This is a genomic window from Bacteroides eggerthii (genome assembly GCF_025146565.1).
Classification (GTDB): domain Bacteria; phylum Bacteroidota; class Bacteroidia; order Bacteroidales; family Bacteroidaceae; genus Bacteroides; species Bacteroides eggerthii.
Genome location: NZ_CP102258.1, coordinates 2,791,460 through 2,813,152, shown reverse-complemented (window position 1 = coordinate 2,813,152; position 21,693 = coordinate 2,791,460). Strand labels below are relative to the sequence as shown.

Here is a 21,693-nt window from a genome sequence, read left to right as displayed (position 1 = left end):
AACATTGCTTAAATCTATAACGTATCGTTCTATATTTTCCAAAGATAGGGATAATAATGAAATAACCTACGATTAAAACGAAAGTTTATAAATGGCATATTTTAAAATTATCTACTCAAAAATCTCTTTTCTCTAACTTTTTTGTAAATTTGCACCCTTAAAACAAAGAGGATAGTTCCAGATGCGCTGAAAAGACTCCTCGGGCTATCACTAAGAGTAGTAAATCGTAAATAGTCAAATCGTAAATATCAAGATGGGTAAGAAGTTTGCCGAATATTCAAAGTTTGACCTTTCGGAAGTAAACAAGGAAGTGTTGAAGAAATGGGACGAAAACCAGGTTTTCGCCAAGAGTATGACAGAACGTGAAGGTTGTCCTTCTTTCGTGTTTTTCGAAGGACCTCCCTCGGCCAATGGTATGCCGGGTATCCACCATGTAATGGCTCGTTCCATTAAGGATATTTTTTGCCGCTACAAAACCATGAAAGGTTTCCAAGTAAAGCGTAAAGCCGGCTGGGACACACATGGCCTTCCTGTGGAACTGGGTGTGGAAAAAGCACTTGGTATCACCAAAGAAGATATAGGCAAGACGATTTCTGTTGCCGAATACAACGCTGCCTGCCGCAAGGACGTGATGAAATTCACCAAAGAGTGGGAGGACCTTACCCATAAAATGGGATATTGGGTAGATATGAAAGATCCTTATATCACCTATGACAACCGTTACATTGAAACGCTATGGTGGCTGTTGAAACAGCTTCATAAAAAAGGACTCCTTTATAAAGGATATACCATACAGCCGTATTCTCCGGCTGCAGGAACCGGTTTGAGTTCGCATGAGTTGAACCAGCCCGGGTGCTATCGTGATGTAAAAGACACTACCGTAGTAGGACAGTTCAAGATGAAGAACCCGAAGCCTGAAATGACAGAGTGGGGTACTCCTTATTTCTTGGCATGGACCACGACTCCTTGGACATTACCCTCAAATACAGCTCTCTGCGTAGGTCCGAAAATAGACTACGTAGCCGTACAGACCTACAACGGTTATACGGGGGAAAAGATGACTGTGGTACTTGCTAAAGCTCTACTCTACACTCACTTCAACAAAAAGGCGGAAGATCTTGTATTAGAGGATTATAAGCCGGGAGACAAACTGATTCCGTTTAAGGTTGTAGGCGAGTACAAAGGTCCGGAATTGGCAGGAATGGAATATGAACAGCTCATTCCGTGGGTGAAACCGGTAGATGTGGATAATGAGGGAAATTGGAGTGTCAGCGACAAAGGCTTTCGTGTAATCCTCGGTGACTACGTAACCACAGAAGACGGTACGGGTATCGTGCACATCGCTCCGACATTCGGTGCAGATGATGCTTTTGTGGCCCGCGCAGCAGGCATCCCTTCCTTGTTCATGATTAACAAGCGTGGTGAAACGCGTCCTATGGTAGACCTTACCGGTAAGTTCTATTTACTGGATGAACTGGACGAAAAGTTTGTGAAAGAATGTGTCAATGTAGACGCATATAAAGAATATCAAGGCCGCTGGGTGAAGAATGCTTACGATCCGCAATTTACAGTTGACGGCAAGTATGACGAGAAAGCCGCACAGGCAGCCGAGACACTTGATATTTACATCTGCATGATGATGAAAGCCGCTAACCAGGCCTTCAAAATAGAGAAGCACGTGCACAACTATCCGCACTGTTGGCGTACTGACAAGCCTGTATTGTACTATCCGCTGGATAGCTGGTTCATCCGCAGCACTGCCTGCAAGGAGCGCATGATAGAGCTGAACAAGACCATCAATTGGAAGCCGGAAAGCACCGGTACCGGACGTTTCGGCAAGTGGCTGGAAAACTTGAACGACTGGAATCTGAGCCGTTCACGCTACTGGGGTACTCCGTTGCCTATTTGGCGTACGGAAGACGGCGATGAGGAAAAATGCATCGAATCCGTAGAGGAGCTTTACAACGAAATAGAGAAATCCGTTGCAGCCGGACTGATGTCGTCCAATCCATATAAGGAGAAAGGTTTCCAGCCCGGTGTATATACACAGGATAATTACGACAAGATAGACCTTCATCGTCCTTACGTGGACGATATTATTCTCGTTTCCAAAGGCGGAAAGCCCATGAAACGCGAATCAGACTTGATTGACGTATGGTTTGACTCCGGTTCCATGCCGTATGCACAGATACACTATCCGTTTGAGAATAAAGAGTTGCTTGACAGCCACCAGGTATATCCTGCCGATTTCATAGCAGAAGGTGTGGACCAGACACGTGGCTGGTTCTTTACACTACATGCCATCGCAACAATGGTGTTCGACAGCATTTCCTATAAGGCTGTGATTTCAAATGGTCTGGTGCTCGACAAGAATGGCAATAAGATGTCCAAACGTTTGGGCAATGCCGTAGACCCGTTCTCAACCATCGAAAAATACGGTTCCGACCCCTTGCGTTGGTACATGATAACCAACTCTTCACCATGGGACAACCTGAAGTTTGACGTAGACGGAGTGGAGGAAGTTCGCCGCAAATTCTTCGGTACCTTATATAATACGTATTCTTTCTTCGCCCTTTATGCCAATGTGGACGGATTTGAATACAAAGAGGCAGATGTTCCCATGGCAGAACGTCCGGAAATAGACCGTTGGATTCTTTCCGTACTGAATACACTGGTGAAAGACGTGGACAACTGTTACAACGAATATGAGCCGACTAAAGCCGGACGCCTGATTTCGGATTTCGTGAACGATAACCTTTCAAACTGGTACGTCCGTCTGAATCGTAAACGTTTCTGGGGTGGTGGTATGACACAAGACAAGCTGTCTGCTTTCCAGACGCTCTATACCTGTTTGGAAACCGTAGCCAAACTAATGGCTCCTATCGCTCCATTCTATGCGGATATGCTCTACTCTGACCTGACGGCAGCTACCGGGCGCGACAACGTAGTTTCCGTTCATTTGGCTAAATTCCCTGAATGCAAAGAAGAGATAATAGACAAAGAGCTGGAAGCCCGCATGCAAATGGCACAAGACGTAACCTCTATGGTATTGGCTTTGCGCCGTAAGGTGAACATCAAGGTGCGCCAGCCTTTGCAATGCATCATGGTTCCGGTGGTAGACGAAGAGCAACGTGCCCACATTGAGGCTGTAAAAGCGCTTATCATGAACGAGGTGAACGTAAAGGAAATCCAGTTTGTGGACGGTGCTGCCGGTGTGCTCGTGAAGAAAGTGAAGTGCGACTTCAAGAAACTCGGCCCGAAATTCGGCAAGCAGATGAAAGCTGTTGCCGCAGCCGTTGCCGGAATGTCACAGGAAGCCATTGCCGAACTGGAGAAGAACGGCGCTTATACGTTGAACCTGGATGGTGCGGAAGCTGTAATAGAGACATCCGATGTGGAGATATTCAGTGAGGATATTCCAGGCTGGCTGGTTGCCAATGAAGGTAAACTCACCGTTGCTCTGGAAGTTACCATCACCGAGGAACTCCGCCGCGAGGGTATTGCCCGCGAATTGGTGAATCGTATTCAGAATATCCGTAAATCGAGTGGTTTCGAGATAACGGATAAAATAAAGATTACATTATCAAAAAATCCGCAAACAGATGATGCGGTAAATGAATATAAAGATTATATTTGTAACCAGGTTTTAGGAACCTCACTGACGCTGACAGACGGTGTAGAAAGCGGTACGGAACTCGAGTTCGATGATTTCAAACTGTATGTAAGCGTTGTAAAAGAATAGATTATTAATACTAACGATTAAACACGTAAAGTTATGGCAGAAAAAACAAGATATTCGGATGCTGAATTGGAAGAATTCCGCGCCATTATTATGGAAAAGTTGGAGTTGGCTCAACGCGATTATGAATTGTTGAAGGCCAGCCTGACAGGTGCAGACGGTAATGATACCGACGATACATCTCCTACATACAAAGTACTGGAAGAAGGAGCCAATACCTTATCCAAGGAAGAAACGACACGTCTGGCGCAACGCCAGCTGAAGTTCATTCAGGGTTTACAGGCAGCTCTGGTACGTATTGAGAACAAAACGTATGGTATTTGCCGCGAAACAGGTAAGTTGATTCCTGCCGAGCGCCTGCGTGCAGTGCCTCATGCAACATTAAGCATCGAAGCTAAAAACAACGGCAAGAAATAAGGATGAAGAATTTTTTCACGAAAGGACGGATAGCCTTACTTGTTATATTCTCGGTACTGATTATCGACCAGGTAATTAAAGTGATTGTTAAGACACACATGTATTGGCATGAGAGCATACGCATCACTGATTGGTTTTATATCTACTTCACCGAGAACAATGGCATGGCTTTCGGCTTGGAGATATTCGGAAAACTATTCCTCACTTCATTTCGAATCGTAGCAGTAGGAGTTATAGGCTGGTTTCTGTACAAGTTCGTAAAACATGGAATGAAAACAGGGTTTATTGTCTGTGTTTCACTCATCCTGACGGGAGCATTAGGCAATATCATCGACAGTGTATTCTACGGAGTGCTCTTTAATGAAAGCACCTATTCACAACTGGCAACCTTTATGCCTGAAGGCGGCGGATACGCTCCGTTGCTATATGGCAAAGTGGTCGATATGTTCTATTTCCCTATTATCGAAACGAACTGGCCCACGTGGATGCCGTTCATAGGTGGAAAGCATTTCATTTTTTTCAGTCCGATTTTCAACTTTGCCGATGCAGCAATCAGTTGCGGAATTATAGCTCTGTTGTTGTTTTACAGTAAATATTTGAATGATTCCTATCATGTTATAAAGAAATCATGAAAAGGAAAAAACGGATTCAATGGTATAGCGTAATCCTTTTGGCGTTCAGTCTGACAGCGTGCCAGGTGAAAAGACCTGAAACAGTCATACCGGACGCCAAAATGGAAAACGTACTCTATGACTTCCACATTGCAAAGGCAATGGGAGAGGAGGTTCCGTATAGCGACAGCTACAAGCGAGTGCTATATATTGAATCGGTCTACAAGAAACATGGCATCACCCAAGCCGATTTCGATTCCTCAATGGTGTGGTATGCCCGCCACCCGGATGCTCTCACAAAAGTCTACGAAAAAGTTAATCAACGGTTAAAGGCCGAAAGAGACGGCATCAATCATCTAATTGCCCTGCGCGACAACAAGCCCAAAGAATCTCTTCCGGGCGATAGCATCGACGTATGGATAGGACGGCACATCTATCATCTGACCGGAATGTCGTTGGACAACAAGCTGACCTTTGCACTTCCTTCGGATACGAATTTCAAGGATCGGGATACGCTCAAATGGACTGTTCGCTTCCGTTTCCTGAACGGAGTCCCCGACAGCCTGCATGCACCGTTAATGGCAATGCAGATCCTTTATGCAAAAGACACACTGAACGATATGCGGAGAATAAAGCAATCGGGTACAGAAACCATATCATTGTTTGCCGATACGCTGGGAGAAATCAAAGAAATACGCGGCTTTATCTATTATCCGGTGCAAACATCTGCACAGAGTATATTGACGGATCGTATCAGCCTGATGCGTTATCATGCAACAGACACCCTGTTTAATGCCGACAAAGAGAGCCTTAAGCCTACCGACGACAAAGTGGTGAAGAAAGATACGGTTTTGAGCAAGCCGGCAGAAGTGAAAGAACAGGATGTAGAGCAGAACAATGCCCGCCGTCCGGAAATGCGCCCTCGCCCGCGATTACGCCAAACTACCGAAAAGTAAATGAAACGCTTCGCATCACACTTTTTATTCCTGCCTGCATACGGTTATTTAAAACAATATGCGGTGGAAACGGAAGAGGGGAGCGTTGTACGTATATTTCCATTAACGGAAGAGATAGAAAACGTGGAATGGCTGCCGGGAGCAATCGTTCTTTTGACGCAAGATGAATTGAAAGAACTTGACACAAATTCCCCCTTAGTAAATGCTCCACAAAATTACAGTAAAACGTCCGCGGAATTTTACTATAATTCTACAAGAATTTTAGTAAAATTCCCTCAGAATTTATTAATGGCTCTTCCGCCCTCTATTGAAGGGCGTTGCCAACTCTTACCTGTCTATTTCTCCAATTTTGACATTACAACAATGCTGCCTGTCGCCGGAACTCGGCACAGACTACTGCGGTAGCAATAGCAACATTCAAAGATTCGGAAGTTTCACGTGTCGACGGATAATTGGGAATATAAAGTTTCCGGTTGATAAGTTGCTTCACCTCATTCCCTATGCCGTTGCCCTCATTCCCCATAACTATCAGTCCATGGGCAGAGAGTGGTTGCGTGTACATATTTTCTCCGTCCAGGAAAGTGCCGTATACCGGTATGTCTTTCAAAGAGCCAATCAGCCCGGGCAGGGAAGTATAATGCAGTTTCACCCTTGCTATGCCCCCCATAGTGGCCTGTATGGTCTTGGGATTGTAGGCATCCACGGTATTGGGCGAGCAGAAGATATGTTCTATTCCAAACCAATCGGCCAGCCGGATTATGGTTCCCAGATTACCGGGATCCTGCACGTCATCCAGCGCCAGACAAAGGGAGTGGGCTACAACGGAAGCATCCATTACCTCATCCGGCTGTTCAAAAACAGCGAGCACCTGTTGGGGAGTTTTCAAAAGACTGGCGCATGAGAGTTCTTTTTCGGAGACCTCGGTTATATCTTCCACCGGCAGCTGCCGGTGTGCGGAAAGCCATTCAGCGGTTGCAATCAGGAAGCGGCAACGGAAATGCCCCAATAAATCGCCTACCAGCTTCGGACCCTCTGCCAGAAACACTTTATCAGCCTTGCGGTTCTTCTTCAACTCCAATGAACGGATATATTTAATACGATTCTTACTTAGTGCCATAAGTTGTTTGGTTTTATTTGGCAAAAGTACACGATTATTTCTATATTTGCAGTAATTTATGCGCAATTAATAATCCAGTATGAAGAAAGGCTTTCGCTACGCACTATTTGCTACCGCCATACTTTTATTAGCTTCATGTTCTGCCACGAAATATGTGCCGGAAGGTTCATATTTATTGGACGAGGTGCGCATACAAACGGACAACAGGGAAATCAAACCTTCCAGCCTCTCGATGTATGTCCGTCAAAATCCGAATTCCAAATGGTTCAGCCTGATAAAGACACAGTTGTACGTCTATAACTGGTCGGGGAGGGATTCTGCAAGTTGGATAAACCGCACTTTACGAAGAATGGGAGATGCTCCGGTCATATATAAAGAAGAAGAAACGGAACGCTCCAGTGAGGAAATGACAAAGGCCATGCAAAATATGGGCTATATGGGAGCAGTTGTAGAACCTGTCACGCACATAAAAAAGAAGAAGCTGAAACTGACTTATAAGGTTTCCAGCGGAAAGCCCTACAAGATACGTTCCCTCAAATATGACATCAAGGACGAGAAAATCAGAGAATACATGCGGCAGGATTCGGCAGATACCTATTTGACGGAAGGCATGTATTTCGATGTAAATCGCCTGGATGCGGAACGGCAGCGCATTACGGACAACCTGCTTCGCAACGGATATTATAAATTTAATAAAGAATATATCTCCTATACGGCAGATACGGTGAGGAACACTTATCAGGTGGATGTTACTATGCACTTGGCACCGTTTCGGCAGCATAATGACAATACTCCGCAAAATCATCGCCAGTATTACATCAATAAGGTGAACTTCATTACGGACTATAATGTATTGGAGTCATCCGCCTTGAGCAGCATAGAAATAAACGACTCCATACATTACAAGGGTTTCCCCATATACTATAAGGACAAACTCTATCTGCGTCCGAAAGTCCTGACGAATAACCTGCGCATTACACCGGGAAGTTTGTACAACGAACCGGACGTACAGCGGACATACTCCAATTTCGGACGTTTGCAGGCTTTGAAATATACTAATATCCGCTTTTTCGAGACACAGGTTGGCGATACTTCCAAACTGAATGCTTACGTAATGCTGACAAAGAGTAAGTACCAGTCGGTATCGTTCGAGTTGGAAGGAACCAATTCTGCCGGAGACTTGGGGGCGGCTGCATCGGTATCGTTCCAGAACAGGAATATGTTCAAAGGTTCTGAAACTTTTATGATAAAACTACGTGGCGCTTACGAAGCGGTATCAGGTCTGCAAGGCGGTTATAACCACGAGGATTACACTGAATTGGGGGCAGAGGCGACGATCAACTTCCCGCGTTTCCTTTTTCCTTTCCTGTCCAACGATTTCCGTCGGAAGATACGTGCCACTACGGAGTTCGGTGTGCAGTATAATTATCAGATACGACCGGAGTTTTCGCGTATCATCGCTTCTGCCAATTGGAGCTATAAGTGGGGATTGCAACGCCAGCGTGCACAGCACCGCATCGACCTGTTGGACATAAACTATCTGTACATGCCTTCCATTTCACAGGAGTTTCGTGACAAATACCTGAACAACGAACAGAATTATATCTTAAAATACAACTATGACGACCGCCTGATTGTCCGCACAGGATACAGCTACACGTACAATAGCGCAGGGCAGGCATTGATGAATAATACAATAATCGGCAACTCGTATTCCATTCGCGTTAATTTTGAGTCAGCAGGTAATCTTCTGTATGCAGTTGCCAAAATGGCTGATATGAAAAAGAATGAAGACGGGGAGTATTCATTGCTAAGTATCCCATTCGCACAATATATAAAGGGAGATTTTGATTTTGCCAAGAACATAGTCATCGACAATCGCAACTCCATCGCATTCCATGTAGGGGCAGGGATAGCCGTACCATACGGCAATGCAACCATTGTGCCTTTTGAGAAGCGTTACTTCTCCGGTGGCGCCAACAGTGTACGCGGCTGGTCGGTACGTGACTTAGGTCCGGGCGTTTTTCCCGGTGACGGAAATTTCATGAATCAGTCGGGGGATGTTAAGTTGGATGCAAGTGTCGAGTACCGTACACGTCTTTTCTGGAAATTCAGAGGAGCAGTCTTTGTGGATGCGGGTAACATTTGGACGCTGCGTGATTACAAAGATCAGCCGGGCGGCAAATTTGAATTCAACAAATTCTATAAGCAGATAGCAGTGGCCTACGGGTTGGGCCTGCGGTTGGATTTGGACTTCTTTGTCCTGCGTTTTGACGGCGGCATGAAAGCTATCAATCCTGTGTTCAGTAACAGGAAAGAACATTTCCCTATTATACATCCCAAATTCAGTCGTGATTTTGCTTTCCACTTTGCTGTGGGATATCCATTCTAAAACAGTAAAGGCTACGCGCGGTTTCTTTGGAAACATTGCGCGTAGCCTTTCTATTTAGTTCTTAATTTTCAATCCTCAACGTGCTGCGTAATAGGTGTTGACCATAGTTGCCTGACGAGCAGCAGAAATACCTTGAGCATCCAAAGTGACAGTCATATCCTCACCATTGGGCAAAGTGATCTGTGCCGTACCGTCGTTGTTCATCTGCAGGAGTTCGGTGCTTACGCCGTCTGCTACGACATTCCAAGTATTCATGTCTTTATCGTAAATCAACTCCATAGATGCAGTTTCGCCCTCTTTCGTGATAGAATAACCGTTTTCAAGGGTTTCCACCAAATAGTTTCCGTTTTCGCCTTTCACTTTCTTAACATCACCGACACTTGCCATCGGGTTGCTGCCACTCCAGAATTCAATGGAGTTGATAACCAAAGCATCTGCCAAATAGCATACGCCATACACCGGAATGATATTGAATGCCAGAAAAACAAGTTCATTGACAAATTTATTGCCAATGCCCTGGTTCCAATTCAACAGTTTGCTATGCAAACCGAAAGAACCGATACATGAACTAAAAAGGAAAGCACCGCATACCATTACAGTTGCAGCCAATTTCAAATTGAACTTTTTCATAATCACTTTCTTTTATTTTTTACTATATTTTGTTAAGGTTGTATTTAACCAGCCTTTTTTAGATTAGTGCAAATATAGCCATTTTTATAAAAGAACACAAAAAAGCCGTAAAAAATTACACTTTGTAAGACAAAAGAGCCGTATCTGTCTCTATTTGCGAAAAAGGGATTTGGAAATCCAACGGTCTACCGCGAATTTACCCGGTCCTACAATGTACACCAGCACAAATACCACTAAGTAAACAAATGCAAGTTCCTTTACTGCAAACGGGTCATCGGCATGGACTATGAAAAAAGCCACACACATTGTAAATATCATGGGAATCATAGCCAGCCTGTACAGAAAGCCTATGATGAACGCCATTGAACAGGCCAGCTCGCCGAATATAGCCAACCCCAGAGAAAGAGGGCTGCCAATACCGAGAGGATCGGGAAATACGGCTGAAAGTTCCTGATAGTTTGCCCACTTATCGATGCCATGATTCATGAGCATAACACCAAATACAACTCTAACTATTAATAATATGACAGATATGAAAGTGCCGTCCGGCTTGACAGGAAATAAAAATCGTTTTAACATAATTGTTCGTCTTTTTAAGTTGATATGTATTCTTAACAAATAAGAACGAATAAATGTTTACTCCCGTTTCAAAGGCTTGATGATAATCCGCAATGAAGGGTCATAGGTGAAATAGCTCCACATCCAGTCCACAAATATAAAAAGCCGGTTCTTTACACCTACAATGCTCATCAAATGAACAAACAGCCACACTGCCCATGCCGGAAAACCACCAAAACGCAGTTTCTTTAACTCTACAACGGCATGGTTGCGCCCGATAGTAGCCATAGAGCCTTTATTGCGATATATAAAGGGCTGCAAAGGCAAGCCTTGTTCCATACGCTGTAAGTTGACGATTAAATTTCTTGCTTGTTGAATAGCCGGCTGAACCACTTGTGGATGCCCCTTAGGGTAAGCATCGGAAGACATTAAGGCGGTATCACCGATGGCAAAGATATTGGAGTACTCACACAAGCGGTTATAACTGTCCACTTTCAAGCGGTTTCCCGGTCCGTATGCTTCGGAAGGTAATCCTTGCAGACTGTTGGCTTTTACACCCGCCACCCAGAATACATTTTTCGTATCAATAACCGGCCCCTCACTCAACACAAGCTCATTGCCTTCATAGTTGATGACCCTTGCATTCAGTTTAACCTCTACGTTCCGTTTTCCCAAATATTCCATTACCTCCCGGGAGGATTTCTCCGAAAAAGCAGACAAGAGGCGAGGAGCGCCGTCTATGAGAATTATACGCATTTCATTGATGTTCAAGTCCGGATAATCTTGCGGAAGAACGAATTTTCGCATTTCTGCCAAAGCACCTGCCAGTTCTATGCCCGTAGCCCCGCCGCCTACTATGGCAAAAGTCATCAGACGCTTGCGTTCTTCTTCATTTCCGGTGTTTTGGGCCTGTTCAAAACTATCCAGAATTTGATTACGATTGAACAGGGCTTCCGATGTATTCTTTAAGGCCATAGTCTGTTTAGCCATGTCATTGTTGCCGAAATAATTCGTATCACATCCGGTAGCAATTACCAGATAGTCATAAGCCAACGTACCAATGGAAGTCTCCAGTAAGTTATTTTCCGGCATAACGCGTTGTGCTTCACAAATACGTATATGGAAATGCTCTCTTTTCTTAAAGATTTTGCGGTAGGGAAAGGAAATGGCACTCGGCTCAATACCTGCCGTAGCCACCTGATAAAGTAAAGGTTGAAAAATATGGTGGTTGTTCTTATCCAATAGGACAATCTGATATTTATCGCTCTTCAGTTTCCTTGCCAGTTTCAGCCCTCCAAAACCGCCTCCCACAATGACCAGTCGTTTGCGGCCCTCTTTGTCGGGAATATCCATTGCTGTTTTCATATCTCAAGTTGTTCTTGGTTCATTATAAAGAAACACAGAGGATTAAGGAATGTTCTGTTGATGCCCAAGTTAAAATATTCTAAGGAAATAACAGACATTAAATAGGAAGAAAGGAAAACAAAAAGCTTTGTAACATTGTTGTAACATGAATTATTTACAACTAACTTTGTCACGAAGTTTTCTTAGTATTGGAGAATGAGCACTGATTTGAAAACATGGCTATCATCATTAATCTTGTTGGTGACTGTAACCGCTGTTCATGCACAAACACGCTTGGCAGAAGTACATACTTCGGCCGGTACGGATTCTGTCACCGTCCTTGATTCGGCTTCTGCCAAACGGAGTTTTTTCAAGAAGTTCTTGGACTATTTCAATGACGCCAATAAAGAGAAGAAGAATAAAAAATTCGATTTTAGCATTATCGGTGGACCTCATTACTCCAGTGATACCAAATTGGGATTGGGGTTGGTGGCTGCCGGGCTTTATCGCACCGACCGTAACGATACGATTCTTCCGCCCTCCAATATTTCGTTGTATGGAGATGTTTCTACGGTAGGCTTTTATCTGTTGGGAATACGCGGGACGCATCTGTTTCCTCGTGATAAATATCGCTTGAATTATAATTTATATTTCTACTCCTTTCCGAGTTTATATTGGGGAAAAGGGTATGATAACGGAGTCAATAATGCCAATGAAAGCGATTATGACCGTTTTCAGGCGCAGATGAAAGTGGATTTTATGTTCCGGCTGGCACGCAACTTCTATGTGGGCCCTATGGCAGTGTTTGACTACATATATGGGCACAATATTGAAAAGCCTGAATTGTGGGAAGGTATGAACGCACGCACCACAAATTTCAGTCTTGGGTTGTCGCTGCTTTATGATTCGCGCGACTTTCTGACAAATGCATACAAAGGGTACTATCTTAGAATAGACCAACGCTTCAGTCCCGCCTTCTTAGGAAACAAATATGCCTTCAGCAGTACGGAACTGGATACGAGATATTATCATGAGGTGTGGAAAGGCGGCGTTTTGGCCGGACAGTTCCACACTCTGCTGAATTACGGGAATCCTCCCTGGGGCCTGATGGCAATTTTAGGCAGTTCGTATTCCATGCGTGGCTATTATGAAGGACGCTATCGTGACAAATGTGTCATGGATGCCCAAATAGAGCTTCGCCAACATGTCTGGAAACGTAATGGAGTGGCCGTATGGGTGGGGGCGGGAACTGTTTTTCCAAGGTTCTCAGAATTTGACATGAAACATATTCTTCCCAATTACGGTTTCGGTTATCGCTGGGAATTTAAAAAGAGAGTAAATGTACGTTTAGATTTAGGGTTTGGCAAACACCAGACAGGATTTATATTCAATATCAATGAAGCCTTTTAAAGAAATCAAGAAATGGTTTGAAAATCAAGAGAACTTGTTTTACTTGTTCCTGATAATTTTGATAGTACCCAATGTTGTACTATGTTTTACGGAGCCTATGCCGATTGTAGCAAAGGTATGCAATGTGTTGTTGCCATTTTCCATATATTATATGGTGATGAGTTGGTCGAGAAACTGCGGCAGGACTTTCTGGATATTGTTTCCTTTTTTGTTTTTCGGAGCATTCCAGATTGTGTTGTTATATCTCTTCGGACAGTCCATTATTGCAGTGGATATGTTTCTCAACCTGGTAACAACCAATTCCAGCGAAGCCTTGGAGTTGCTGGACAACCTGATACCGGCTATTGTTATTGTAGTGCTGTTATATATTCCGGCATTGGCAGTGGCGACGGTATCTGTCATCAAAAAACGGGAATTGCCGGAGCTGTTTATCCACAGAGAGCGTAAGCGCGCCCGATTAGCAATGATTGCCGGGGTTTTGTCATTGGGAGCTGCCTATCTGTTTGACTCCCGCTATGAACTGAAATCGGATTTATACCCGGCCAATGTGTGTTATAACGTTGCACTCGCCTTTCAACGCACTGCACAGACACAGAGCTATGCAAAAACATCGAAAGATTTCACATTCCAAGCTAAATCCGTTCATCCCCAAAAGAATAGGGAAGTCTATGTTATGGTTATTGGGGAAACGTCCCGTGCAACTAATTGGTCGATTTATGGTTATAATCGCGAAACGAACCCCAAACTGTCAAAGGTAAAGGGACTAACAGCTTTCTGCCACGTACTGACCGAATCCAATACTACACACAAAAGTGTACCTATGCTGATGTCTTCGGTTTCGGCACATGACTTCAATTCCATTTATCAACAGAAAAGTATCATTACAACATTCAAAGAAGCAGGCTATCAGACAGCTTTCTTCTCCAACCAGCGCTATAACCATTCTTTCATTGATTTTTTCGGAAAAGAAGCTGATACATGCAATTTTATCAAAGAAAATGTGAAGCATGCCAACTACAACCCTTCCGACGATGAGCTGTTGGAACTGGTAGCCACTGAGTTGGCTAAAAATGCTCCTAAGCAATTTATTGTTCTCCATACCTATGGTTCACATTTCAATTACCGGGAGCGCTATCCTTCGGAAAACGCTTTTTTCTTACCCGATTTTCCTGTGGATGCCGAAGTGAAATATAAAGATAATCTAGTGAATGCCTATGACAACTCTATCCGCTATACAGATGATTTTCTGGCACGCCTTATCGGAATGTTGCAGGAACAGAACACAGATGCTGCAATGCTTTACACTTCGGATCATGGAGAGGATATTTTTGATGATAGCCGACGCCTTTTCCTGCATGCGTCACCGGTTCCGTCTTATTACCAGATACATGTGCCGTTCTTACTGTGGATGTCTGACAGTTACCGGGACCATTATCCGTCTCTTTGGGAGAATACAATATCCAATAAGCAGAAAAACATTTCATCCAGTGCCTCTTTCTTCCACACGATGCTGGAGTTAGGAGGAGTTACAACGCCTTATCGAAATGATTCATTGTCTGTTGTAAATGGTTTGTTTACCGAAAAGCCCAGAGTGTATCTCAACGACCACAATGAAGCTCGTTCACTGAATGAGATAGGTATGGGCGAGGAAGATTTTGAAATGTTGCAACAGAAAGGGATATTATACCGGTAAAAACAATATGCCGACCGTTAAAACCGGAAAAGCAGCATCTGCTTAGAATAACGGATGCTGCTTTATTTGTATCACCAATCATTGCCTACATGATTTTTTCCGACTAAAGATTCTATTCTTACTTTATAATTATTAACCCCTTCGGCAATGTTTTTTCCTGCATCGGCCGTTCCCATTCCGTATGCCACTACGGGAGTTTGCCATACCATTCCGGCATGTATGGCACTTCCCTGATAAGGCCTTAAAAGTTCATCTATTGTGAAGTTGTTTCTTCCGCCACTACGATAGGCACTGTATTCGGACCCCGTAGTAACCGCAACCAATAATGCCTTACCTGCCACCGCCGGAGTTTTAGCCAGATAGGTGAATACCTCATCCTGCCATTTCTTCAATAGGGAAGGAGCTGACATCCAATACAACGGGAACTGAAACACAATGGCAGAAGCCTGAGAAATAATCTTACTCCATGAGTCTACATTAAAAGCGTCTTCAGGGCGCATTTCATACAAATTGTATACTGCCACTTCTTCCAGTTCTTTAATAGCATCCATTAATGCCTTGTTGGCCTGTGAACTTTTGATGTCGGGATGTGCCAAAAGAACCACAACTTGTTTTATACCTTTATCCATAGTGTATCTTTATAATTTATTAATGTCGGTTGATTAGCTACAAAGATAAAAAAACATGAATATATAACAAAAAAGGAACAACTTTTGTTGTTCCTTTTTGGAGTACACCCTCAGGGATTCGAACCCTGGACCCACTGATTAAGAGTCAGTTGCTCTACCAACTGAGCTAAGAGTGCATTTTTTATTTCTCGTTTGCGGGTGCAAAGGTAGCCCTTTTATTTTATTTCGCAAACAATCCTTAGACTTTTTTCGATGAAATCGGTATCTTTTTACTCAAACTCATATAGTTCGGAGGGAGTAGTTCGCTTTAAAGCGCAGAGTTGCACATCTTTACCCACTATAATGCCTTTCTCCCTCAGTTTCCATTCAACAGTTTTATAGGCCAACTCCGGATGATTATTGTCTTTACTTAAATGGCAGAGCCATATATATTGCAAGTGTTCTGTAATATTTTCGGCAAGAAATTCTGCGGTATCAATATTACTCATATGTCCGGTACGGCTGGTTATACGTTCCTTTAGATACTGAGGATAAGAACCCATACGCAACATTTCATCATCATAATTGGCTTCCAGTATCAGGTAGTTTGCTTTACAGATATACTGCGCCGCAGTAGGGGTTATTTCGCCAAGGTCTGTGAGAAAAGAAAAGACTTTACCGTCTATCTCTATACAATAGCCCACATTGTCTGTGCCGTCATGAGGAACTTCAAAAGACTCAATACGAAAGTCTTCCAATTGCATAGGTTGCTGTTTCTCCAGATAACGGACGGAGGAATGTAACTTTTCCGTCATACAGTAACTCTTGTTTATTCCTTCGTGAATACGGGCTGTCGTATAGATAGGTATATTCAGTTTCTCACCCAGTCCGCCTACTGCTTTTATATGATCGGCATGATCATGGGTGACAAATACTGCACGTATCATCTCCATGTTGATACCTGCTTCTTTTAATCCTTTTTTTATGGTACGAACAGCAATGCCGGCGTCAATGAGTATTCCGTATTTTTCTGTGCCTATATAGTAACAATTGCCACTGCTACCACTTGCAAGGCTTATAAATCTTACTTTCATTCTAATCTCCTTAATTACAAAAAGGCCGTCACCTTGAAAAAAAAGTGACGGCAAAGACAGTGCAAATAAGAGCAGAATTAAGCTCACTTAATTTATGCCGAATGTAGCCTGTCTTTGCATTGGGGGGCAAATATACATAAAATATGCAATATATAAGATTATGCTTTCTTCTTTTTGTCGATGAATTCGGTGGTTTTTGCAAAAATCAGCAGAGCTACGGCAGCCACTAATCCTATTCCTGCAAAATAATACCAAATGTAATGTGCATTAACACTGGCTGCTTCCCAAGCTTCCCGGCTCGCAAACAAGGCCGGATCAGGGCAATATTTAGTCAGCAGCACACCCGCTATACCAAATCCGAAGATGGAAGACAAGAAAGAATGAAGATGGCTGAATCCAAGATACATACCTTCTTCTCCTTCGGGAGCCTGCAAAGAAAAATATTCCAGATAGCGTGGAGAAATGAAGCACTCTGCCAAAGCCTGTACAACAATACCGAGTATCATCATCAATGTGATATTGCTCATCCCCGAAATGACATCATTGCCCAACAGATTTCCACATGCCATCAGCAATGCAGAAACCGGAATCAGAAACATGCCGATGTTCATGGAAGTAATGGCTGTACGCTTTGCCATCCATTTAGTAATGAAACTTACACAGCAAACCACAACAAAAGGATTCACATTGGCTATCCAGCCCGGTTTAGCCGTTTCGCCTGCCATACGGATGACATACTTAGGCATTGTGGCATACAGTTGTTGCTGCACCATCCAGAATCCGGTTACAATAAGGATAAGGATCAACAAACGCCAGTTAGTGATGATACGCAGGAAACCTTGTCCTATTTCGCGCATGCTTTTACCTTCGCCTGCCGTATGTGCCGATTTGTACAAGAGGATAACAGAGAGCAGCGCCAATATAGTCATCGTAGCAGAAAAGAAATTGATATAGATATATGCTTGCTCACCGATAGCGTTACGCAACGGATCAATAATGGTCTTTCCGGTGAAAGCGCCGAAATTCACCATCATATAAAAGATAGAATAACCGCGTGCGCGGGTAGCTTCGGTAGTTTCTTTGGCAACGGATGCCGATATAATGGACTTGATGAACGAACCGCCAAGCATAATGACAAACAAGACAGGAACAATCATCCAACGCTCACTGCTATCAACCAACCCTGAGAAACGGGTCACTTCACCATATTCCACCAGTCCGGCTGCTTCCAGCAATGTAGGCAGCACACCTAAACCTAAATAACCGGTCGATAACAGTGTGAATGCAATAATCATTGATTTGCGAAAACCAATCTTATCGGCATAGGCCCCGGTGAATATCGGAAGCAGATAAAGACCGCCTGAAAACAGACCGGAAATCATGCTTGCTTCAAAATCGTTAAAACCTAAAATATTGGACAAATAAATGGTGAGAACAATAAATACGGCATAATATGCCATGCGTTCAAAAAGTTCTACTGTGTTGCTTACCCAGAAGGCTTTACTAAAACCTTTGGCGTTAGTTGGGGGTGATTGAGTCATCCTTTACTGATTAATTATTATGTTTTTATTACTTATATTTGCAGCAAAGATACTCAATAACAGTAAAACAGGCAAAGTATGAAAGATAAAATAGAAGTTGTAGCATTTGATGCAGACGATACTCTCTGGGAGAATGAGCTTTATTTTCAAGAGTTTGAGCATAAATTCTGTGATTTGCTGAAAACATATCAGCCACCGGCAGCCGTTTCGCAGGAACTTTTTAAAACAGAAATGAAAAACCTGCACATGTATGGATATGGCCTGAAGAGCATGATGCTCAGCATGATTGAAACTGCATGTAGGATTACCGGTGGAAAGGAAAATCTGCATTGCGCAGAAGAAATTATCAGATTGGGACAGGAACTTTTGCAAAAGCCCGTCACACTACTGGACGGGGTGGAAAATGTATTGCTCCAGTTACAAGGAAAATGCAAACTGGTACTGGCTACCAAAGGAGACTTATTCGATCAAAAAAGGAAAGTCATGGACTCCGGACTGGTGAGATATTTCTGCCACATTGAAATAATGAGTGATAAAAAAGAGGCCGATTACCAAAAGCTCCTCAACACAGTGGGATGTGCTCCGCAGAATTTCCTGATGTTGGGAAACTCCATAAAATCGGACATATTACCGATACTGAATTTAGGAGGATACGCTGCCCATATACCTTATCACATTACCTGGCAATACGAAAACCACGAAGGGAACGTAACTCATCCCAATTTCCTTCAATTGAAAAATATCAAAGATATAATAGGGTATCTCCTATAATAGAAAGCCCTTCCGCGCTTGTCAAAACCACTCCATTGTGGAATCGCTTAAGTGTGGAAGGGCTAATTTGAATTATATCGTCTTTGTTCTTAGAACTGGAAGAACTTCTTTGCGTTGTAATAGCTGATATCTTCAATCATCTGATTTACGCGTTCCATTTCGGCAGCAGGAATCTCTCCGTTCTCTACATCGCGGCCAACAAGGTTACACAATGTACGGCGGAAATATTCATGACGCGGATAGGAGAGGAAAGAGCGTGAGTCAGTCAGCATACCTACGAAACGGCTCAGCAAACCAAGTACTGAAAGCGCGTTCATCTGCTTCTCCATACCATCCTTCTGATCAAGGAACCACCAGCCTGAACCGAACTGAATCTTACCGGGAACTGTTCCATCCTGGAAGTTACCCAGCATCGTAGCGATTACTTCATTGGCACATGGGTTCAGATTGTAAAGAATAGTCTTTGTCAGCTTGCCTGCCGAGTTCAAGCGGTCGAGGAATTTGGCCATTGCCTTGGCAGTAGTGAATTCGCCGATAGAATCAAAACCAGTATCAGGACCGAGCAACTTGAACATCTTGCTGTTATTGTTGCGGATAGCCCCATAGTGGAACTGTTGCGTCCAACCCTTTTCCCAGTCCATTTCACCAAAGGCAATCAGCATAGCCGACTTGAACTTCAGGATTTCTTCCTTGGTCAATGAAGTGCCGCCATATACCTTATTGAAGATCGCCTGAATTTCCGCATCCGTATAATCCTCTGCATAGAACTCCTCAATACCATGATCGGACAGTTTGCATCCCTGAGCAGCAAAGAAATCGTGGCGCTTGCGCAAAGCGGCAATCATATCGTCAAAAGTAGAGATTTCCACACCGCTCACTTCCGCCAGTTTCTCCACGTATGCGCGGAAGTCGGCAGGAACTTCCACTGCCATAGCCTTGTCGGGACGCCAAGTGGGAAGCATTTTGATTTCAAAGCCGCTCTCACGAGTCTTTATATGGTATTCCAGTGAATCAACAGGATCGTCCGTAGTACAAACCGCTTCCACATGATAACGGCGCATCATGCCGCGGGCCGAGTATTCCGGCTGCTTCAGCTTCTCGTTACATTCGTCATAAATTTCACGCGCTGTTTTAGGGTTCAAGATTTTATCGATGCCGAATGCTGTCTTCAGTTCCAAATGCGTCCAGTGATACAAAGGATTACGGAAAGTGTATGGTACGGTTTCCGCCCATTTTTCAAACTTTTCCCAATCGGTGGTATCCTTGCCGGTACAGTAGCGTTCGTCCACGCCGTTGGTACGCATAGCACGCCATTTGTAGTGGTCGCCTCCCAGCCAGATTTCCGTCAATGACTTGAACTGATAATCGTCTGCTACCATTTGTGGAATTAAGTGACAGTGATAGTCGATAATCGGCATTTTAGCCGCATGTTCGTGGTACAACTTCTGCGCGATTTCTGTCTGCAACAGGAAGTTCTCGTCCATAAAGTTTTTCATCTTCTTGTGTTTTAAGTATCTAAAAAAATTACTTTCTTATTATTACACCTATATAGTATTGATTGTAAAGCTAATAGGCTTGATAAGGCTTTTTGCTTTTATTAACCGTTATCGAACACAAAAGTAGAAATTTTACTTGGAGAAACAAAATTATTCGTATCTTTGCGGCAAATATTTATAATATTTAAGTTTTGAACGTAAGACCTTTTAGCGCCTTAGGAACAGGAAAGTATGGAAAGCAGGAATTATACGATAAAAGACATTGCGCGTATGGCAGGCGTATCCGCTGGAACCGTAGACCGCGTGCTACACAACCGGGGAGATGTGTCGCGTACGAGCAGAGAAAAGGTTCAGAAGGTTCTTGATGAAATAGACTATCACCCCAACATGTTTGCCATAGGTCTGGCTGCCAAGAAGCGCTACCATATAATATGTATTATACCTTATTATATAGAGCATGATTACTGGAGTTCCGTAGCACAGGGGATAGAACGGGCAGCGCAAGAGTTGCGTCCGTTCAACGTCGGGATAGATTACGTGTTCTACAACCATGCGGACAAAACGTCTTATGAAAAAGCCTGCGCATTGCTTCAGGCAGAACCTGTTGATGCAGTATTGATTGCCCCGAACTTTCAGGATGAAACATTGCGGCTGACATCCTATCTGGAAAGCAAAAAAGTGCCATATGCTTTCATTGACTTCAACATGGAACAGACCCACGCATTATGTTATATCGGTCAGGATTCCAAAATCAGCGGATATATCGCCGCCAAGATATTAATGAACCGCTATCAAGAAGGGCAGGAGATTGTGCTTTTCTTGAACAATCAAAAAAACAGTCCGGCTGAAGTCCAGATGCAGCGCCGCCTGGAAGGTTTCATGCAATATTTTGCGGCTGAACATAAGGATCTGATTATACACGACGTCGTGCTCCACAAGGAAAACACCGCTTCCAATGAAGAGTTACTGGACACTTTCTTTGCCGAGCACCCCAAGGCTGCATTGGGAGCCGTATTCAACTCCCGCGTATATCAAGTGGCAGACTATTTGCAGAAAAAGGGACACAGGCTGGACGCATTGGTAGGCTACGATTTGCTTCAAAAGAATGTGGAACACCTAAAAAGCGGTGAAGTGAATTACCTCATCGGACAGCGGCCGGGACTGCAAGGATATTGCGGCGTCAAAGCTCTATGCAATCATATTGTATTCAAGAAACCGGTTACCGCCGTAAAATACATGCCTATCGACATCCTGATGAAAGAAAACATTGATTTTTACTTCGAGTTTGAATAATTCCCCAAACGTGATAAGTTCAA

18 protein-coding genes and 1 tRNA gene are annotated in these 21,693 nt (G+C 43.6%); 10 read left to right on the top strand and 9 right to left on the bottom strand.

All coding sequences use genetic code 11. The features are described 5' to 3' along the window. Positions 1 to 253: 253 nt before the first annotated feature. The 5 genes from ileS to NQ546_RS11585 are packed head-to-tail and all read left to right on the top strand — an operon-like array spanning position 254 to position 6,128. Positions 254 to 3,742 carry an isoleucine--tRNA ligase gene (gene ileS, locus NQ546_RS11605; protein WP_004290961.1) on the top strand — a complete coding sequence of 1,163 codons (3,489 nt, stop codon included), beginning with the start codon at positions 254 to 256 and terminating at the stop codon, positions 3,740 to 3,742. Between the two features lie 33 nt (positions 3,743 to 3,775). After that, complete coding sequence (locus NQ546_RS11600) at positions 3,776 to 4,156, top strand: TraR/DksA family transcriptional regulator (protein WP_004290962.1); 381 nt, start codon at positions 3,776 to 3,778, stop codon at positions 4,154 to 4,156. A 2-nt stretch (positions 4,157 to 4,158) separates the two neighbouring features. Beyond that, the gene (locus NQ546_RS11595; RefSeq protein ID WP_004290963.1) at positions 4,159 to 4,788 is read left to right on the top strand and encodes a lipoprotein signal peptidase; all 630 of its coding nucleotides are present in this window, start codon (positions 4,159 to 4,161) and stop codon (positions 4,786 to 4,788) included. Next, positions 4,785 to 5,723 (top strand): DUF4296 domain-containing protein, encoded by a 939-nt coding sequence (locus NQ546_RS11590; protein WP_004290964.1) that lies wholly within the window; start codon positions 4,785 to 4,787, stop codon positions 5,721 to 5,723. Before NQ546_RS11595 ends, NQ546_RS11590 begins: the two co-directional genes overlap by 4 nt. Then, a complete protein-coding gene (locus NQ546_RS11585; RefSeq protein WP_004295065.1) occupies positions 5,724 to 6,128 on the top strand; it encodes a hypothetical protein in 405 nt (134 codons plus the stop codon). Here the strand turns inward: NQ546_RS11585 and NQ546_RS11580 are convergent. Next, positions 6,079 to 6,840: an RNA methyltransferase gene (locus NQ546_RS11580; RefSeq protein WP_004290965.1), complete on the bottom strand. Its 762-nt coding sequence runs from the start codon at positions 6,838 to 6,840 to the stop codon at positions 6,079 to 6,081. The genes NQ546_RS11585 and NQ546_RS11580 overlap by 50 nt on opposite strands. 79 nt (positions 6,841 to 6,919) lie before the next feature. Between NQ546_RS11580 and tamL the strand changes: the two genes are divergently transcribed. Then, on the top strand, positions 6,920 to 9,232 hold the full coding sequence (gene tamL / locus NQ546_RS11575; protein ID WP_004290966.1) for a translocation and assembly module lipoprotein TamL: 2,313 nt from the start codon (positions 6,920 to 6,922) through the stop codon (positions 9,230 to 9,232). Between the two features lie 75 nt (positions 9,233 to 9,307). On the opposite strand, the gene NQ546_RS11570 is transcribed toward tamL, so the two are convergent. The 3 genes from NQ546_RS11570 to NQ546_RS11560 form a co-directional block, all read right to left on the bottom strand. Beyond that, positions 9,308 to 9,862 carry a DUF3332 domain-containing protein gene (locus NQ546_RS11570; protein ID WP_004290967.1) on the bottom strand — a complete coding sequence of 185 codons (555 nt, stop codon included), beginning with the start codon at positions 9,860 to 9,862 and terminating at the stop codon, positions 9,308 to 9,310. 150 nt (positions 9,863 to 10,012) lie between these two features. Next, positions 10,013 to 10,441, bottom strand: coding sequence for a DoxX family protein (locus NQ546_RS11565; protein ID WP_004290968.1), 429 nt, complete (start codon positions 10,439 to 10,441; stop codon positions 10,013 to 10,015). A 57-nt stretch (positions 10,442 to 10,498) separates the two neighbouring features. Continuing rightward, positions 10,499 to 11,785 (bottom strand): NAD(P)/FAD-dependent oxidoreductase, encoded by a 1,287-nt coding sequence (locus NQ546_RS11560; RefSeq protein ID WP_004290969.1) that lies wholly within the window; start codon positions 11,783 to 11,785, stop codon positions 10,499 to 10,501. Between the two features lie 195 nt (positions 11,786 to 11,980). Between NQ546_RS11560 and NQ546_RS11555 the strand changes: the two genes are divergently transcribed. Then, entirely contained in the window at positions 11,981 to 13,174 is a 1,194-nt protein-coding gene (locus tag NQ546_RS11555; protein WP_004290970.1) for a BamA/TamA family outer membrane protein, read from the top strand. Then, positions 13,161 to 14,867 (top strand): lipid A phosphoethanolamine transferase, encoded by a 1,707-nt coding sequence (locus NQ546_RS11550; RefSeq protein ID WP_004290971.1) that lies wholly within the window; start codon positions 13,161 to 13,163, stop codon positions 14,865 to 14,867. The genes NQ546_RS11555 and NQ546_RS11550 overlap by 14 nt, the downstream gene beginning before the upstream one ends. A 71-nt stretch (positions 14,868 to 14,938) precedes the next feature. Here the strand turns inward: NQ546_RS11550 and NQ546_RS11545 are convergent, their stop codons facing one another. The 4 genes from NQ546_RS11545 to NQ546_RS11530 all read right to left on the bottom strand — a co-directional run bounded on the left by NQ546_RS11545 (position 14,939) and on the right by NQ546_RS11530 (position 18,110). After that, positions 14,939 to 15,496, bottom strand: a complete 558-nt coding sequence (locus NQ546_RS11545) for an NAD(P)H-dependent oxidoreductase (RefSeq protein ID WP_004290972.1) — start codon at positions 15,494 to 15,496, stop codon at positions 14,939 to 14,941. Between the two features lie 103 nt (positions 15,497 to 15,599). Continuing rightward, a tRNA-Lys gene (locus tag NQ546_RS11540) sits at positions 15,600 to 15,672 on the bottom strand. 93 nt (positions 15,673 to 15,765) lie between these two features. Then, positions 15,766 to 16,569 carry an MBL fold metallo-hydrolase gene (locus NQ546_RS11535; protein ID WP_004295060.1) on the bottom strand — a complete coding sequence of 268 codons (804 nt, stop codon included), beginning with the start codon at positions 16,567 to 16,569 and terminating at the stop codon, positions 15,766 to 15,768. A gap of 158 nt (positions 16,570 to 16,727) precedes the next feature. After that, positions 16,728 to 18,110, bottom strand: a complete 1,383-nt coding sequence (locus NQ546_RS11530) for a peptide MFS transporter (RefSeq protein ID WP_004290974.1) — start codon at positions 18,108 to 18,110, stop codon at positions 16,728 to 16,730. Positions 18,111 to 18,188: 78 nt separating this feature from the next. Here NQ546_RS11530 and NQ546_RS11525 point away from each other — a divergent pair, with 78 nt between their 5' ends. Beyond that, the gene (locus NQ546_RS11525; protein WP_004290975.1) at positions 18,189 to 18,881 is read left to right on the top strand and encodes an HAD family hydrolase; all 693 of its coding nucleotides are present in this window, start codon (positions 18,189 to 18,191) and stop codon (positions 18,879 to 18,881) included. Between the two features lie 89 nt (positions 18,882 to 18,970). Here NQ546_RS11525 and uxaC read toward each other — a convergent pair whose 3' ends face one another. Further along, complete coding sequence (gene uxaC, locus NQ546_RS11520; RefSeq protein ID WP_004290976.1) at positions 18,971 to 20,377, bottom strand: glucuronate isomerase; 1,407 nt, start codon at positions 20,375 to 20,377, stop codon at positions 18,971 to 18,973. 231 nt (positions 20,378 to 20,608) lie between these two features. Between uxaC and NQ546_RS11515 the strand changes: the two genes are divergently transcribed. Next, complete coding sequence (locus tag NQ546_RS11515; RefSeq protein WP_004290977.1) at positions 20,609 to 21,670, top strand: LacI family DNA-binding transcriptional regulator; 1,062 nt, start codon at positions 20,609 to 20,611, stop codon at positions 21,668 to 21,670. The last annotated feature ends 23 nt before the right edge of the window (positions 21,671 to 21,693 follow it).

Excerpts from the sequence above, each read along its gene's own strand:
- ileS (WP_004290961.1), top strand. The coding sequence starts at position 254 with ATGGGTAAGAAGTTTGCCGAATATTCAAAGTTTGACCTTTCGGAAGTA.
- NQ546_RS11600 (WP_004290962.1), top strand. The coding sequence starts at position 3,776 with ATGGCAGAAAAAACAAGATATTCGGATGCTGAATTGGAAGAATTCCGC.
- NQ546_RS11595 (WP_004290963.1), top strand. The coding sequence starts at position 4,159 with ATGAAGAATTTTTTCACGAAAGGACGGATAGCCTTACTTGTTATATTC.
- NQ546_RS11590 (WP_004290964.1), top strand. The coding sequence starts at position 4,785 with ATGAAAAGGAAAAAACGGATTCAATGGTATAGCGTAATCCTTTTGGCG.
- NQ546_RS11585 (WP_004295065.1), top strand. The coding sequence starts at position 5,724 with ATGAAACGCTTCGCATCACACTTTTTATTCCTGCCTGCATACGGTTAT.
- NQ546_RS11580 (WP_004290965.1), bottom strand. The coding sequence starts at position 6,840 with ATGGCACTAAGTAAGAATCGTATTAAATATATCCGTTCATTGGAGTTG.
- tamL (WP_004290966.1), top strand. The coding sequence starts at position 6,920 with ATGAAGAAAGGCTTTCGCTACGCACTATTTGCTACCGCCATACTTTTA.
- NQ546_RS11570 (WP_004290967.1), bottom strand. The coding sequence starts at position 9,862 with ATGAAAAAGTTCAATTTGAAATTGGCTGCAACTGTAATGGTATGCGGT.
- NQ546_RS11565 (WP_004290968.1), bottom strand. The coding sequence starts at position 10,441 with ATGTTAAAACGATTTTTATTTCCTGTCAAGCCGGACGGCACTTTCATA.
- NQ546_RS11560 (WP_004290969.1), bottom strand. The coding sequence starts at position 11,785 with ATGAAAACAGCAATGGATATTCCCGACAAAGAGGGCCGCAAACGACTG.
- NQ546_RS11555 (WP_004290970.1), top strand. The coding sequence starts at position 11,981 with ATGAGCACTGATTTGAAAACATGGCTATCATCATTAATCTTGTTGGTG.
- NQ546_RS11550 (WP_004290971.1), top strand. The coding sequence starts at position 13,161 with ATGAAGCCTTTTAAAGAAATCAAGAAATGGTTTGAAAATCAAGAGAAC.
- NQ546_RS11545 (WP_004290972.1), bottom strand. The coding sequence starts at position 15,496 with ATGGATAAAGGTATAAAACAAGTTGTGGTTCTTTTGGCACATCCCGAC.
- NQ546_RS11535 (WP_004295060.1), bottom strand. The coding sequence starts at position 16,569 with ATGAAAGTAAGATTTATAAGCCTTGCAAGTGGTAGCAGTGGCAATTGT.
- NQ546_RS11530 (WP_004290974.1), bottom strand. The coding sequence starts at position 18,110 with ATGACTCAATCACCCCCAACTAACGCCAAAGGTTTTAGTAAAGCCTTC.
- NQ546_RS11525 (WP_004290975.1), top strand. The coding sequence starts at position 18,189 with ATGAAAGATAAAATAGAAGTTGTAGCATTTGATGCAGACGATACTCTC.
- uxaC (WP_004290976.1), bottom strand. The coding sequence starts at position 20,377 with ATGAAAAACTTTATGGACGAGAACTTCCTGTTGCAGACAGAAATCGCG.
- NQ546_RS11515 (WP_004290977.1), top strand. The coding sequence starts at position 20,609 with ATGGAAAGCAGGAATTATACGATAAAAGACATTGCGCGTATGGCAGGC.